The organism is Microbacterium gorillae (genome assembly GCF_050990725.1).
GTDB lineage: Bacteria > Actinomycetota > Actinomycetes > Actinomycetales > Microbacteriaceae > Microbacterium > Microbacterium gorillae_A.
In genome coordinates, this window is the sequence record NZ_CP158844.1 from 3,135,754 (window position 1) to 3,149,599 (window position 13,846).

Here is a 13,846-nt window from a genome sequence, read left to right on the forward strand (position 1 = left end):
ATCAGGCGGTCTGCTTCGGTTCGGGCAGCGGGTAAAGAGCGGTGAAGAGCTGATCGACCCACGCGATGAGCTCGGCGTCCGGCATCGCCTCGCCACCGGGCCGCGGGATCGGCACGACCACCGCCTCGCCTGAGGCGATGAGCTTGGCGTTCGGATACAGCCGCTGCATGCGCACGCGAATCGAGTCGGCGAAGTGCGCCGGGGCGATGCGGAGGTTCGGACCCATAGCGACGACATCGGTGAGGCCCGCCTGCGCCGCCCGGCGTCGCAGACGCGCGACGGCGACGAGGCCGACAACCTCTTCGGGCAATGGACCGTAGCGGTCGACCAGCTCGTCGATCACCAGATCGATCATGTCGTCCTTCGAGGTGGCCGTGGCCGAGGACGAGAGCTTCTGATAGGCCTCCAGCCTGAGGCGCTCACTGTCGATGTAGGACTCGGGGATGCGGGCATCCACCGGGAGCTCGAGGCGCAGCTCGGTGGGCCCCTCGGTCTCCTCGCCACGGAACGTCGCCACCGCCTCACCGACCATGCGCAGATACAGGTCGAAGCCCACGCCCGCGATATGACCCGCCTGCTCGGCACCGAGCATGTTGCCCGCGCCGCGCAGCTCCAGGTCTTTCAAGGCCACCTGCATACCGGAGCCGAGGTCGTTGTTGACCGCGATGGTCTGCAGGCGATCGGCGGCGGTCTCGGACAACGGCTTCATGTCGTCATACACGAAGTAGGCGTACGCGCGCTCGCGGCCGCGTCCGACGCGTCCGCGCAGCTGGTGCAGCTGCGACAACCCGTACTTGTCGGCGCGGTCGATGATGATCGTGTTGGCGTTGGAGATATCGAGGCCCGTCTCGATGATGGTGGTGGACACCAGGACGTCGAACTTCTTCTCCCAGAAGTCATCCACCACCTGCTCCAGCTGGTGCTCCCCCATCCGTCCATGGGCGACGGCGATCCGCGCTTCCGGAACGAGTTCGGCGAGCTCGTGCGCCACACGCTGGATGGACTGCACCCGGTTGTGGACGTAGAACACCTGGCCTTCGCGCAGCAGCTCGCGGCGAATGGCCGCGGCGATCTGGCGATCGTTCTTGGGGCCGACGAAGGAGAGGATCGGGTGGCGGTCCTCCGGCGGGGTGGCGAGGGTGGACATCTCGCGGATGCCGGTGACCGCCATCTCCAGCGTGCGCGGGATGGGGGTGGCGCTCATCGCCAGGATGTCCACGTTCGTCTTGAGCTTCTTCAGCGCGTCCTTGTGCTCGACGCCGAAACGCTGCTCCTCGTCGATGATGAGCAGACCGAGATCCTTGAAGATCACCTTGTCGGTGAGGATGCGGTGCGTGCCGATGACCATGTCGACGGTGCCGTCGAGGAGACCGGCCAGAACGTCGCGCGCCTGCTTGTCGCTCTGGAACCGCGACAGCGGACGCACCTTGACCGGGAAGCCGGCGAAGCGCTCGGTGAAGGTCTCCAGGTGCTGCTTCACCAGCAGAGTGGTGGGCACGAGCATCGCCACCTGCTTTCCGTCCTGGATCGCCTTGAACGCGGCTCGCACGGCCACCTCGGTCTTGCCGAAGCCGACGTCTCCGGAGAGCAGCCGATCCATGGGGATCGGGCTCTCCATGTCGTGCTTGATCTCGTCGATGGTCTGCAGCTGGTCGGGCGTCTCCGCGAAGGGGAAGGCCTCTTCCAGCTCGCGCTGCCACGGCGTGTCGGGTCCGAACGCATGGCCCTTCGCCGCCATACGTGCCGAGTACAGCTTCACCAGCTCCACGGCGATGTCGCGCACCGCCTTGCGGGCCTTCGACTTGGCCGCCGCCCAGTCGCTGCCGCCCATCTTGGACAGCACGGGAGCCTCGCCGCCGACGTAGCGGCTGAGGAGATCGAGCTGGTCGGTGGGCACGAAGAGCTTGTCGCCCGGATAGCCGCGCTTGCTCGGCGCGTACTCGATGACGAGGTAGTCGCGCAGGCTCTTCTGGGCGTTGCGTCCGCCGGTGGACACCTCGCGCTGGGTCATCTCGACGAATCGCCCGATGCCGTGCGTGGCGTGCACCACGTGATCGCCGGCCTTCAGCTGGAGCGGGTCGACCACGTTCTTGCGCCGCGAAGCCAGCTTCTTGACCACCTGCGAGCCGCCGATGGTGCGGCCGTAGAACTCGCTCTCGGTGAAGACGGCGAGTTCGGCCTCGGCGGAGAGGAAGCCGCTCTCGATGGTGCCGCGCACGAGCGTGGCCACACCGCGCTCCGGCACCTCGGTGAGCTCCTCCACCACGCGCGCTCCGAAGCCGCGCTCGGACAGCACGTCGCGTGCGCGCTCGACCAGTCCGGCTCCTGCAGCGGCGACCACGACGGCCCACCCGCGCGAGAGCAGGTCGCCGATGTAGCTCGTGGCCCCCTCGACGTTGCCCTGGAAAGAGGGCACCGGTGTGCCGGCGACGCGGACATCGTCGGCGTCTTCCGCATCGCCCGGATCGAAGGGACTGAGGCTCCACCACACCCCGAGGCGCGCGTGCACCGCTTCGCGCAGCGCACCGAGGGTGAGGAAGTCGCCCGCGCCCAGGTCGACGGGGGCATCCGCTCCCCCGGTGGCAGCGTTCCACGCGGCCTCGAGGAACTCGCGGTTGGTCTCGCCGAGCGTGATGGAGCGCGATGTGGCACGCTCGGGGTCCACCAGCGCCACGGCGGCACGCTCGGGCAGGTAGTCGGCGAGAGAGACCAGCGGACCGGCGACCGCGGGGCTGAGGGATTCCATCCCCTCCACCGGGATGCCCTCCGCCATCTTGGCCAGCATGCCGGCGACACCGGGGAACGCCGACTCGAGCTCGGCCGCACGCGCGCGGACCTCGGCCGTCAACAGCAGTTCACGGCTGGGCGGCAGCACCACCGCGTCGATGTCGCCGGGCAGCGAACGCTGATCGGCTACGGAGAACGCGCGGATCTGATCGACCTCGTCACCGAAGAACTCGATGCGGTACGGATGATCGGCCAGCGGTGGGAACACATCAAGGATGCCGCCGCGCACGGCGAACTCGCCTCTGCGCGACACCATGTCGACGCGCGCGTAAGCAAGCTCGACGAGGGTCGTGACGACCGCCTCCAGTTCATGGCCGCGCTCGCGCACGTTCAGCTCAATGGGGGCGATGTCGCCGAGTCCGGACGCGAGGGGCTGCAGGGCTGCCCGCACCGACGCCGTCACGACGAGGGGCGCGGAGGCATCCCACTGACGCAGCCGCCGTAGGACGGCCATCCGGCGGCCGACGGTCTCGGCGCTGGGGCTGAGGCGCTCGTGTGGCAGTGTCTCCCAGGCGGGGAAGCTCATGACCTCTGCGCCGGGCACGAGACACTCGAGCGCGGCGGCGAGGGATTCGGCGCGGTGGCCGGTGGGCGTGATGGCCAGCAGCGCCGGCGGGCGACCGGTCGCTGTACGCCGCTCCAACAGTGCGGCCAGTGCCGGAGCATCCAGTCCGTCGACCAGCGCGAAGTCGGCGTCAGCGGGTGCGGCATCGCGCAGCGGCGCGAACGACTCGTCGGTGCTCAGAACGCGGACGATCCCAGACAACATCACCGAACGAGTCTACGCGGGGCCTCAGACATCGACTCCTCCGGGGCACCGCGGCGGTGCCGCCGGCGGTCAGCCGTTGCGAACGACGGAGCATGCAGCGAGAGCACGAGGGTTTCCGCGGCTGCCTCATGCTTCCGCTACTCCGTCAGTGATTCGCGACATCGTCGGGTGTCGGCGGCGGCTTCTAGGATGGGCGTGTGAGCGACGCGAATCACCCGCAGTACGACCCGACGACCGGCTTCGGTTCGGATGCCCCGGTACCACCTCCGGCGGCAGCTCCGTGGGGCCCCGATGCCGCCGCGGCCCCGCTCGCCCCGCCGGCAGCACCGACGTACGGCTCCGTGCCCGCGTACGGTGCCGCACCGTCCTCTGGCGCCGTTCCGCCTGCCTCGGCCGACGCGTATGGAGCGCCCCCCGCATACGGGTCTGCCCCCGCGTACCCGAGCACGCCCGCGTATGGGGCGGCGCCCGCCCCCGCCGGCCCACAGCTCAACCCCGGCGCCTCGGCGCAGCCGTATGCATCGCCGTGGACGCAGCAGGTGAACGCCGCGTACGGCAGTGGACTGGACAACCCGCTCGGCCCGCGTCCGAGCACGCTCGGAACCGTGGCTCTCATCCTCGGCCTGATCGCGGCGCTGGGAGCGCCGATCGCCGCGGGCATAGCCGCGGTTCGGATCAGTCCGGCGTTCCTGGAGCTCGCGGCCTCGGGTGCAGACCCCACCGCGAGCCTGGCGTGGCTGGCCCCGGTGGCGGGCTGGGAGCTTCTGGCCGAATCGGCGTTCTACGTCGGCACGGTGCTCGGCATCATCGCGATCGTGCTGGGCTTCGTGGCCGCAGCGCAACGACGCGGGCGAGGCCGCGGGATCTGGGCCATCGTCCTCGGATTCCTCGGACTGCCGGTGTTCTGCGGCGCCGTCTTCCTCGGCCTGGTGGTCGGCGCGACGCTCTGACCCCGCCGCCGCGTCAGTCCCGCGGTGCGTGGAATCGCTGCTGGGCGGCGAGCAGTCCCTCGTCGACCGTCATCTCCACGGCATCGGCGGCGTCGGCAACCAGCATCGCGAGCTCCTGACGCTGCGATGCGGGGAAGGGTGAGAGCACCCAGTCGGCCGGATCCTGTCGTCCGGGCGGACGGCCGATGCCCACCCGCACACGCGGGAAGTCGGGCGTGCCGAGAGCCTTCGCGACATCGCGGACACCGTTGTGACCGCCGTGGCCGCCGCCCACCTTCAACTTCACGGAGTCGAAGGGGATGTCCAGCTCATCGTGGATGATCACCACGTGATCCGGCGCGATGCCGTAGAACTTCGCGAGCGAGGACACGGGTCCGCCGGAGACGTTCATGAAGGAGTTCGGCTTGGCCAGAATGAGCTTCGCGGCACCGGGCCGCAGCCAGGTCTCGGACACGCGCGCGCCGGCCTTGTGCGCGCTGAAGCGCTCGCTGCGGCGTGCGGCGAGTTCGTCGATCACCATCTGCCCGATGTTGTGCCGGGTCGCCTCATACTGCGGTCCCGGATTTCCGAGCCCGACGATCAGCCAGGTGTCGGCCATGTTCCCTCCCCGAATAGCGCGGATCCAGTCTGTCAGCACGCGGTGCCGACGGAAAAACAGAGGGGGTGCGCGATGCGCACCCCCTCTGCGTGAACCGAAATTACTCGGCGGACTCCTCGGCGGTCTCCGCCTCGTCGGTCGCCTCGGCAGCCGGGGTGGCCACGGCGACGATCAGCGTCTCGGGGTCTGCGATCAGGGATGCCCCCTTCGGCAGGGTGAGGTCGGCGGCGGTGATGTGCGTGCCGTCCTCCAGGCCCTCGACGGAGACCTCGACGCTCTCGGGGATGTGCGTGGCCTCGACCTCGAGCGAGATGCTGACCGCGTCCAGGTTGGCCAGCGTGCCGGGAGCGGACTCACCGACGAGCACGACGGGGACGTCGACGGCGATCTTCTCGCCCTTCTTCACCACGAGCAGGTCGATGTGCTCGATGATCTGGCGCACCGGGTCCTTCTGGACGTCCTTGACCAGCGTCAGCTGGTCCTTGCCGTCGACCGACAGGTCCAGCAGGGCGTTCGCCTTGCGGATGATCAGGCTGACCTGGTGACCCGGCAGCGCGACGTGCACCGGCTCGGTGCCGTGGCCGTAGATGACGGCGGGGATCTGGCCGGCCGCACGCAGACGGCGGGCGAAGCCCTTGCCGAAGTTGGTGCGGAGCTCCGCGATGACCTTGTTGTCCTCAGACATAGTGGTTCTCCTTCAAGCACACGGAATCGTGTGGTGGTCTGTGTTGGAGCCTCGACACGGGGGAAGCGGTCGTGGAGGCGTCCCGGGAAGGGCCACTCACCACGTCGATCACGGACGCACGAATGCGTCCCTCGCCGAGGCCGATTCACTATCTTACCCGACGAGCCGGTAGCGTGGAAACCACACCGAACCTGGAGGAGTGCGCATGACTGCCGCTGACGTCACCCACATCGTCTTCTGGGCGATTCTCGCTCTGACCGGCCTCGGCATCGTGGGCGCAGTCGGCGCCATGTTCTCGATGGGCCGCTCGAGCTACCGCAAGGACTGATGACAACGCCACAGGCCGCCGTCGACGACGGCGGCCTGTGGCGTTTCCACGTCAGCGCAGGTCTCGGATGACGCGGTCGATGAGCGTGTCGACGGGCTCCGCGACGTCGACCACGCTCGCGTGTTCGTCGACGTCCGGCCGCTCCAGGGTGTCCAGCTGAGACTGCAGCAGGGCGGGTGGCATGAAGTGCCCCGTACGTGCGGCCGCGCGCTCGGCCAGCAGCTCGGGAGATCCGTCCAGCAGCACGAAGTGCACGTCCGGCGCGATCGCCCGGATGCGATCGCGATACACACGACGTAGCGCGCTGCACGCGATCACCACACCGTCGCCGGCGTGAGCGGCGAAGGTCTCCCCCACCACGTCCAGCCACGGCCAGCGATCATCGTCGGTGAGCGGCGTGCCCGCGGCCATCTTGCGACGATTGGCCTCGGGGTGAAGGTCGTCGCCGTCGATGAAGGGGATACCGAGCTCGGTCGCGAGGAGCGCACCCACGGTCGATTTCCCCGACGCAGACACCCCCATCACGCACACCTGCGGAGTTGTCACCAGTCGTGCACCGTCCCATCGGCCAGTCGGTTGAACGGCAGGTAGGCCTGCTCGTAGGGGTACTTGCCCGCTTCATCCTGGTTCAACTCCACGCCGAGACCGGGCTGGTCACCGGGGTGAAGCAGACCGTCCTGCCAGGTGAACGACTGCTCGAACACCTGGTCGGTGGCCTCGGAGTGCTGCATGTACTCCTGGATGCCGAAGTTGTGGATCGCCAGTCCCAGGTGCATCTGCGCGGCCATGCCGACCGGCGAGATGTCGGTAGGGCCGTGGAAGCCCGACTTGATCTGGTACATCGCCGCGTAGTCCACCGTCTTCTTGAGGGGGCTGATGCCGCCCATGTGAGTGACGGCACCTCGAACATAGTCGATGAGCTGATCGCGGATGAGGTCCTTGAAGTCCCACACCGTGTTGAAGATCTCACCGATCGCCAGCGGGGTGGTGGTGTGCTCGCGCACCAGACGCAGGGCCTCCTGATTCTCCGCGGGAGTGCAGTCCTCCAGCCAGAACAGATCGTACGGCTCCAGCGACTTGCCGAGCTTGGCCGCCTGAATCGGCGTCATCCGGTGATGGCCGTCGTGCAGCAGCGGCAGGTCAGGCCCGAACTCGTTGCGGACGGCCTCGAAGACACCGGGCAGGTGGCGAAGATAGGACCGCGTATCCCAGTCCTCCTCCACCGGCTTCGCCCCCCGTCGCGCCGGCTCGTGGTCGTAGCGCGCATCGCCGCCGCCGGCATCCGCGGACTGCGAGGCGATGCCGTAGATGGCCTTCAGCCCGGGAACGCCGGTCTGGACGCGAATGGCACGGTAGCCCTGCTCCTGGTGCGCGCGGATCGAGTCGAACAGTTCCGGGATGTCGGTGCCGGACGCGTGTCCGTACGCGAGCAGCCCACGCCGCGAAGCTCCCCCGAGCAGCTGGTACAGCGGCAACCCGACCGACTTGGCCTTGATGTCCCACAGAGCCATGTCCACGGCGGCGATCGCCGCCATCGTGACGGGTCCCCGGCGCCAGTACGCGCTGCGGTAGAGGAACTGCCAGGTGTCCTCGATGCGATGCGCATCGATCCCCTGCAGCAGCGGCACGACGTGCTCGGTGAGGTAGGCGACCACGGCGAGCTCACGACCGTTCAGGGTCGCATCCCCGAGACCCGTGATGCCGTCGTCGGTGGTGAGCTTGAGGGTCACGAAATTGCGACCCGGGCTGGTGACGATCACTTCCGCGCGATCGATGATCATGTCAGTCTCCTTCTGCTGCGAAACGGCGCAGCACCTCGGTGCGTTGAGATGCGGACGGCAGCGCCCGCAGGTCGGTGGCGAGCGCGGCGGCCGCGTCGTCGGGCGGGGCGAGCTCGACGATCGAGCGCACCCAGGTGTCGATGGCGTGCAGCTGAGCGTCTCCCGCGGCGATGCCCGCGCGTTCGCGCACCCGTAGCGGAGTCAGCAGGCGCGGGCCGATCTTGTGCTCGCTCCCCCGCGCGATCTGCTCCAGCCTGTGGGAGATCCGCGGGTTGTCGAAGCGGGTGCGAAGCTCCTCGAGCCAGGCGTCGATGTCGTCGGCGGCAAGATCGATCGTGACCCGCTGCTCGGCCCACAACGCCTCGGTCTCTGCACGCAGGATCGGATCCGCGAATGCCTCGTCGACGGTCGCGAAGCCGGCGAGGCGACCGGCGGCGGCGAGATACGTGTGGCCGGCGTTCAACAGCCACAGCTTGCGCTCCTCATACGGCGTGACGTCCGCGGCGATCACCGCTCCCGCGTTCTCCCAGGCCGGTCGGCCGGCGGCGAACGCGTCGGCGATGACCCACTCGGAGAAGGGCTCACAGACGACGGGAACCCTGTCATCCTCGCCGGTCAGCGTGCGCACAGCGCGGATATCGTCGTCGGTGACTGCCGGGGTGATCCGGTCCACCACGGTGTCGACGAAGGAGACGTTCTCCGCGATCCACCCGGCCTCATCCCCGGCCGCTGCGAGAACCACGAGGCGCAGCGCGCGCCCGTTGCCGAGCAGGTTGTCGCAGCTGACGATGCTGAGCGGACCTCCACGCGCCCGGCGCCGGGCCGTCAGCCCTGCGGCGATGCGTGTTGGGGCCAGTGCGCCCGCGGCGTACCCGGCCTCGGTCACGGTGACGGTGAGCACCTCGACATCGCCGTTCGCGAGGGTGTCGACCCAGGACTCATCGGCCGCCACACCCGTGGCCGTGATGGACTCGATGACCGTCGCCGCATCGCCGTCCGCCGAGCGCTCCAGCAGCGTGTACACGCCGTCCTGCGCCCGGAGCGCCTCGGCCAGTTCCCTCGAGCGCGCACCGAAAGATGCGATACCCCAGCCGTCGCTCGCGATGGCCTCATTCGCCCGCTGGGTGTACCAGGCCTGGTGAGACCGGTGGAAGGCACCGAGGCCGAGGTGCGCGACCCGGAGCGGTGGCCTGCTGTCGCGCGCCCTCATGCGGCATCGGCGAGCTCGTCGCGCAGCGCGTGGAACAGGGCAAGCGAGTCGCGCAGGCGATCCGCCAGCGGAAGGTCCGTCGTGAAATCCTCCAGCGTCACCCAGCCGTCGTAGCCGAACTCGCGCAGCGCACGGAAGTAGTCCGGAACGCTGGCCTGACCGCCGCGCAAGGACGCCCACTCGGCTGCCCAGCGCACGTCACCGTGCGGTCCGACCTCGCCGGTGGGCTTCCACACCGCGTTCTTCACGTGCACATGGGCGAGGTGCTCGCCGAGGATCGACAGTGCGGCGCGGGTGAGTTCGTTGCCCTCGATGATGAGGTTGCCGAGGTCGTGAATCACGCCGATGTGCGCCGGATCGAAGCCCTCGATGATGCGCATCGCGGCAGAGGCCGAAGGGGTGATCGTCTGATGGTGCAGCTCGATGAGCACCTTGACGCCCAGCTCCGCGGCCAGCGCCGTGTGATCGGCGAGCTCTCCGCGCGTGCGGTCGGCGACGACACGGTAGTCGGCCACGTCGTTCGAGGGCATGGTGACGCGCACCTGACCGGCGCCCAGGGCCGCGGTCGCACGCAGCATGCGCTCGACATCGGTGGCGTTGGAGGACTGCGCGTAGCCGCCGAGGCCGCTGATCGCGAGCCCAGACTCCGCGGTGATCCGGCCGATCTCCGGCAGCGCCTCCTCCAGACCGGTGAGCGGCCAGGTGGAGCGGTTCCCCGCCCAGAAGCCCGGAGGCGTGGCGTCCTGCTGGTCGGTGATGCGCCACTCGATCCCGTCCCAGCCCTGGGCCGCGATGTTCTGTGCCGCCTCCTCCGGAGTCCAGTCCGGCGTCGATGCGGTGAAGACCGAGAACCTCACGCGATCACCCCTCCGGTGCGAACATCCTGGTCGCTGAGCTCCCCGCTGAGGATCGCGTCGATTCGAACCGGCTGGCCGCTCGTCGCCGACACGTACATCGCGCGAACGACAGCCAGAGACAGCAGAGCCTCCGGGACGCCGACCCGCGGGGCGCGCTTCTCGCGGATCGCCGCGAGGATGTCGCGGTACTGCCGAGCATGTGCCTCGGCGAAGATGTCGGCGGGCTTCTCATCCCCCACGCGCTCGCCCGCGGGCACGGCCTCGGCACGGCGGTCACGGTCATCGCCGTCCGTGTAGAAGGCGCCGAGCTGGTCGTCCTCGACGGTGCCGGATCCGGCTGATCCGTAGACCGAGACGCGCACGGGAGCATGCGGGAACGCCGCGGTGGTCGCATGGAACACCGCGAGCGCACCCGACTCGAACCGGATGGTGGCCGTGGCCACGTCCTCGATCTCAATGCGCTCGTGCGCGAGCAGGCCGGTCTGCGCGAAGATCTCGACCGGTCGGCCCAGGAACCACACCAGCAGATCAACCGTGTGGACGCCCTGGTTCATCACCGCGCCCCCACCGTCCAGTGCCCAGGTTCCGCGCCAGGCACCGGAGTCGTAGTACTCCTGCGAGCGCCACCAGGGAACGCTGGCCACGGCGCTTGTCACCCGACCGAAACGGCCCGAGTGCGCGGCCTCCGCTACGACCATCGCCGCCGGGTCATGGCGGTGCTGGCTGATCACGGAGACGATCAGTCCGCGCTCGGCTGCGGTTTCGGCCGCACGTGCAAGGCGCAGGCCGCGCTCCATCGACACGTCCAACGGCTTCTCCAGCACGACGTGAGTGCCGTGCGCGAGGGCGCGCTCGGCGAGGTCGACGTGCGTGCCGCTGGGCGTGCAGATCGCGACGAGATCGACATCGGCCGGCAGGTCCTCGATCCGGGCGAACTCGGCCGGGCGATGCCCGACCTCCGCCTCGATCTGGTCCGCGAGCGCGGTCGCCATCGCGGGAACGTCGTCCACGAGCGCGGTGACTCGCAGTCCGTCCACGCGAGCGATCGCCTGGGCGTGGTTGACGCCGATGATGCCGCAGCCGACGATGGCGACAGACAGGGGTGTGGGGGTGGTCATGACAGCGTGACTCCGATCCGATCGGTGAGGGCGCGGAAGGCGCGACCCGCGCGACCGAAGGCCGCGGGGCCGGAGAAGCCGCCCAGCGCGTTGTAGTCGGCGAGGTGGGGCTCGAGGGAGGCGAATCCGGTGAAGCCGTCGTCGCGCAGCGCCGTGACGGTCTCCAGCAGCTCGCCGTCTCCTTCCCCGGCAGGCACGACGACACCGGTCGCGGCGATCGCGTCCTTCACCTGCAGGTACTCCAGGTGGGGGCGGAGCATCGCATAGCCGTCGCTGAACGGACGAACGCCCACCTGTACGAAGTTGGCGTTGTCCCACGCCACGCGCAGCCGGTCCGAGCCGACCGACTCGATCACGTCGAGCACCCGCTCGGGCACATCGCCGTAGATGTCCTTCTCGTTCTCGTGAACGAGCGTCACGCCCTCGCGCTCGGCGACGGCGGCGAGCGCCGCCATCCGCACGAGCACGTCGTCGCGAATGCTCTCCGCCGTCCGGTCCTCCGCACGGAAGAAGGAGAAGATGCGGATGTAGGGAGCCTCCAGCACGCGTGCCGCGGCGATGGCGCGCTCCAGGCGCGCCACCTCGTGCTCCGCGGGAAGGGAGATGTCGACCTTGCCGATGGGCGAAGCGATCGCCGACACCCCCATGCCGCGATCCACGAGCACGGTGCGCAGCTCGTTCAGCTGCTCGGCGGAGAGGTCGACGATGTTGACGCCCCATGCGCTGCGCACCTCGATGTGACGTGCGCCCAGCGCCTGCAGCACGCCGACCTGAAGCACGGGGTCCGCATCGATCTCGTCGCCGAATCCCGAGAGGGTCCAGGCGGGTGAGGTTTCGGTCATTTCACTCCTCCAGCGGTGAGGCCTCCGACGAGGTAGCGCTGGAACACGAGGTACAGCACGACGACGGGTGCGGCGCAGATGAGGGAGGCGGTCATCATCTGTCCGTACAGGGGAAGGGCGCCGGTCTCCTGCGTGGCGCCGAAGGTCTGCAGCGCCACGGCGGCGGTGCGGGACGTGGAGTTGGTCATCACCGAAGCGAACAGCACGTCGTTCCAGCCCTGCAGGAACGCGAAGATCGCGGAGACGACGATGCCGGGCCAGCTCAGCGGCAGCACGATGCGGGTGAGGATGCGGATGTTCCCGGCACCGTCCATGCGCGCGGCGTCCTCGAGCTCGCGCGGCAGACCGCGGATGTAGGTGACGAGGACCCACGTGGAGAACGGCAGAGCGAACGTGAGGTAGGTCACGAACACGGCCCAGTGCGTGCCGATCGTGGGGATCCGCAGCGCGGCGGACATCGTCGAGAACACCACGAACACGGGCAGCAGCATGAGCGTTCCGGGGACCGACTGCAGACCCACCAGACCGCGGAGGATGGTGATTCGGCCGATGAAGGTGAAGCGCACCAGCACCCACGCCATCGACAGTGAGACCGCGGCGCAGACGAGAGCGACGGCGCCGCAGATCAGCAGGCTGTTCGCCAGTCCCGTGCCGAGGTCGACGGACGACCACACCTTGATGTAGTTGTCCAGGCGCAGCTCGCGCGGCCAGAACTCGCCGGCAGCCACCGAGACGTCGGAGTTGATCGAGGCCAGCACCATGTAGAGCACGGGCCCCAGCACCACGACGCACAGCAGCGTGTTGACCACGGCCAGCAGCGGGGTGGGCAGCAGGCGCGTGATGTGGGACGAGCGGGGCGAGCGTCGCTGACGCGGATTGACCTGGGCGATGGTCGTCGTTGCGCTCATGACTTCGCCTCCTCACCGGTGTCGAGTCGGACAGCGCGGAGATAGATGAACAGCGGGATGGCGACCAGCGCCAGGGAGGCGACCGCCATGGCCGCGGACAGACCGAAGCGGAAGCTCTGGAAGCTGGTCATGTAGGTCAGCACCGGCAGCACTTCGATGTCCTTCGGTGCCGGAATGCCGAACAGCACGAACGGCATCGTGAACGCGTTGATGTTGTGCAGGAAGGTGAGCAGGAATGCCAGCAGCACCGATCCGCGCAGGTACGGCAGCACGACGCGGCGCAGTTTGATGCCCCATCCGGCACCGTCGATCGCTGCCGCCTCGTGGACCTCGGGATCCACGGCCTGCAGACCCGCGAGGGTCAGCAGATAGATGAACGGCCAGCTCACCCAGAGCTGTGCGATCACCAGCGTCCAGTAGCTCAGCGGCCCGTTCAGCCACAACCCCGGCTCCACGCCGATCAGGTTGAACATGTGATCCACCGCGCCCGCCGGCTGGAACATCGTGCGGAAGACGCTGGCCACGACGAACGCGGGAAGGATGTACGGGATCAGGTAGACGGAGCGGACCAGGCCCCGACCGCGGAAGGCGTTCTGGGTGGCGAGGGCGGCGAGCACGCCCACCGGCACACTCAGCACCGAGACGATGAGGGCGACGCTCGCGCTGATCGCGATGCCGTGCAGCAGCGGCGAGGAGGTGATGGCCTCGATGAAATTCTGGATGCCGATGAACGGCGCCGCGGTCCATTGCCGGATCGTGTACTGATCCAGATCCAGCAGGCTGATCCAGAAGGCGATGGCCAGCGGCACCAGGATCACCAGCGCCATCAGCAGGCCGCCGGGGGTGAGCATCCAGAGCGGACGCGGACGCTCCGCCGGTGGCACCTGGGAGCGACGCACGCGTGGCGTCGAGCCGCGTCGCGACGAGACGGTGACGGCGGCCGCCGTGTCGGCAGGGCTCTCCCCTGCCGACACGGGTGTCGCCGACGTGTCGGAGACGGTGTTCATCTCGAA

Annotated in this window: 13 protein-coding genes; 2 read left to right on the forward strand and 11 right to left on the reverse strand. The window is 68.8% G+C overall.

Features of this window, described 5'->3' with window-relative positions; translation table 11 throughout:
- Position 1: 1 nt before the first annotated feature.
- Entirely contained in the window at positions 2-3,556 is a 3,555-nt protein-coding gene (gene mfd, locus ABTV68_RS14490; RefSeq protein ID WP_433677620.1) for a transcription-repair coupling factor, read from the reverse strand.
- 197 nt (positions 3,557-3,753) lie between these two features.
- On the opposite strand from mfd, the gene ABTV68_RS14495 reads away from it, so the two are divergent.
- Positions 3,754-4,506 (forward strand): DUF4064 domain-containing protein, encoded by a 753-nt coding sequence (locus ABTV68_RS14495; RefSeq protein ID WP_433674415.1) that lies wholly within the window; start codon positions 3,754-3,756, stop codon positions 4,504-4,506.
- 13 nt (positions 4,507-4,519) lie between these two features.
- Here ABTV68_RS14495 and pth read toward each other — a convergent pair whose 3' ends face one another.
- Both pth and ABTV68_RS14505 read right to left on the reverse strand, forming a co-directional pair.
- The gene (pth, locus tag ABTV68_RS14500) at positions 4,520-5,104 is read right to left on the reverse strand and encodes an aminoacyl-tRNA hydrolase (protein WP_433674416.1); all 585 of its coding nucleotides are present in this window, start codon (positions 5,102-5,104) and stop codon (positions 4,520-4,522) included.
- A gap of 100 nt (positions 5,105-5,204) precedes the next feature.
- On the reverse strand, positions 5,205-5,789 hold the full coding sequence (locus tag ABTV68_RS14505; RefSeq protein ID WP_433674417.1) for a 50S ribosomal protein L25/general stress protein Ctc: 585 nt from the start codon (positions 5,787-5,789) through the stop codon (positions 5,205-5,207).
- A 205-nt stretch (positions 5,790-5,994) separates the two neighbouring features.
- On the opposite strand from ABTV68_RS14505, the gene ABTV68_RS14510 reads away from it, so the two are divergent.
- A complete protein-coding gene (locus ABTV68_RS14510; protein ID WP_433674418.1) occupies positions 5,995-6,117 on the forward strand; it encodes a hypothetical protein in 123 nt (40 codons plus the stop codon).
- Between the two features lie 51 nt (positions 6,118-6,168).
- Here ABTV68_RS14510 and ABTV68_RS14515 read toward each other — a convergent pair whose 3' ends face one another.
- Genes ABTV68_RS14515 through ABTV68_RS14550 form a run of 8 tightly spaced genes read right to left on the reverse strand, consistent with a single transcriptional unit; the run spans position 6,169 to position 13,840 of the window.
- Positions 6,169-6,663 (reverse strand): gluconokinase, encoded by a 495-nt coding sequence (locus ABTV68_RS14515; protein ID WP_433674419.1) that lies wholly within the window; start codon positions 6,661-6,663, stop codon positions 6,169-6,171.
- Positions 6,660-7,898 (reverse strand): D-mannonate dehydratase ManD, encoded by a 1,239-nt coding sequence (manD, locus tag ABTV68_RS14520; RefSeq protein ID WP_433674420.1) that lies wholly within the window; start codon positions 7,896-7,898, stop codon positions 6,660-6,662. The genes ABTV68_RS14515 and manD overlap by 4 nt, the downstream gene beginning before the upstream one ends.
- 1 nt (position 7,899) lies before the next feature.
- Positions 7,900-9,108: a mannitol dehydrogenase family protein gene (locus tag ABTV68_RS14525; RefSeq protein ID WP_433674421.1), complete on the reverse strand. Its 1,209-nt coding sequence runs from the start codon at positions 9,106-9,108 to the stop codon at positions 7,900-7,902.
- Positions 9,105-9,965: a sugar phosphate isomerase/epimerase family protein gene (locus ABTV68_RS14530; protein ID WP_433674422.1), complete on the reverse strand. Its 861-nt coding sequence runs from the start codon at positions 9,963-9,965 to the stop codon at positions 9,105-9,107. Before ABTV68_RS14530 ends, ABTV68_RS14525 begins: the two co-directional genes overlap by 4 nt.
- Positions 9,962-11,083 (reverse strand): Gfo/Idh/MocA family protein, encoded by a 1,122-nt coding sequence (locus tag ABTV68_RS14535; RefSeq protein WP_433674423.1) that lies wholly within the window; start codon positions 11,081-11,083, stop codon positions 9,962-9,964. The genes ABTV68_RS14530 and ABTV68_RS14535 overlap by 4 nt, the downstream gene beginning before the upstream one ends.
- Positions 11,080-11,925, reverse strand: coding sequence for a sugar phosphate isomerase/epimerase family protein (locus ABTV68_RS14540; RefSeq protein ID WP_433674424.1), 846 nt, complete (start codon positions 11,923-11,925; stop codon positions 11,080-11,082). Before ABTV68_RS14540 ends, ABTV68_RS14535 begins: the two co-directional genes overlap by 4 nt.
- Positions 11,922-12,833, reverse strand: a complete 912-nt coding sequence (locus ABTV68_RS14545) for a carbohydrate ABC transporter permease (RefSeq protein WP_433674425.1) — start codon at positions 12,831-12,833, stop codon at positions 11,922-11,924. Before ABTV68_RS14545 ends, ABTV68_RS14540 begins: the two co-directional genes overlap by 4 nt.
- Complete coding sequence (locus ABTV68_RS14550; RefSeq protein ID WP_433674426.1) at positions 12,830-13,840, reverse strand: carbohydrate ABC transporter permease; 1,011 nt, start codon at positions 13,838-13,840, stop codon at positions 12,830-12,832. The genes ABTV68_RS14545 and ABTV68_RS14550 overlap by 4 nt, the downstream gene beginning before the upstream one ends.
- Positions 13,841-13,846 lie beyond the last annotated feature (6 nt).

What these genes read in the sequence shown, in the direction of transcription:
- ABTV68_RS14540 (WP_433674424.1), bottom strand. Translation starts at nt 11,925, where the DNA reads ATGACCGAAACCTCACCCGCCTGGACCCTCTCGGGATTCGGCGACGAG.
- pth (WP_433674416.1), bottom strand. Translation starts at nt 5,104, where the DNA reads ATGGCCGACACCTGGCTGATCGTCGGGCTCGGAAATCCGGGACCGCAG.
- ABTV68_RS14535 (WP_433674423.1), bottom strand. Translation starts at nt 11,083, where the DNA reads ATGACCACCCCCACACCCCTGTCTGTCGCCATCGTCGGCTGCGGCATC.
- ABTV68_RS14505 (WP_433674417.1), bottom strand. Translation starts at nt 5,789, where the DNA reads ATGTCTGAGGACAACAAGGTCATCGCGGAGCTCCGCACCAACTTCGGC.
- manD (WP_433674420.1), bottom strand. Translation starts at nt 7,898, where the DNA reads ATGATCATCGATCGCGCGGAAGTGATCGTCACCAGCCCGGGTCGCAAT.
- ABTV68_RS14550 (WP_433674426.1), bottom strand. Translation starts at nt 13,840, where the DNA reads ATGAACACCGTCTCCGACACGTCGGCGACACCCGTGTCGGCAGGGGAG.
- ABTV68_RS14510 (WP_433674418.1), top strand. Translation starts at nt 5,995, where the DNA reads ATGACTGCCGCTGACGTCACCCACATCGTCTTCTGGGCGATTCTCGCT.
- mfd (WP_433677620.1), bottom strand. Translation starts at nt 3,556, where the DNA reads ATGTTGTCTGGGATCGTCCGCGTTCTGAGCACCGACGAGTCGTTCGCG.
- ABTV68_RS14525 (WP_433674421.1), bottom strand. Translation starts at nt 9,108, where the DNA reads ATGAGGGCGCGCGACAGCAGGCCACCGCTCCGGGTCGCGCACCTCGGC.
- ABTV68_RS14545 (WP_433674425.1), bottom strand. Translation starts at nt 12,833, where the DNA reads ATGAGCGCAACGACGACCATCGCCCAGGTCAATCCGCGTCAGCGACGC.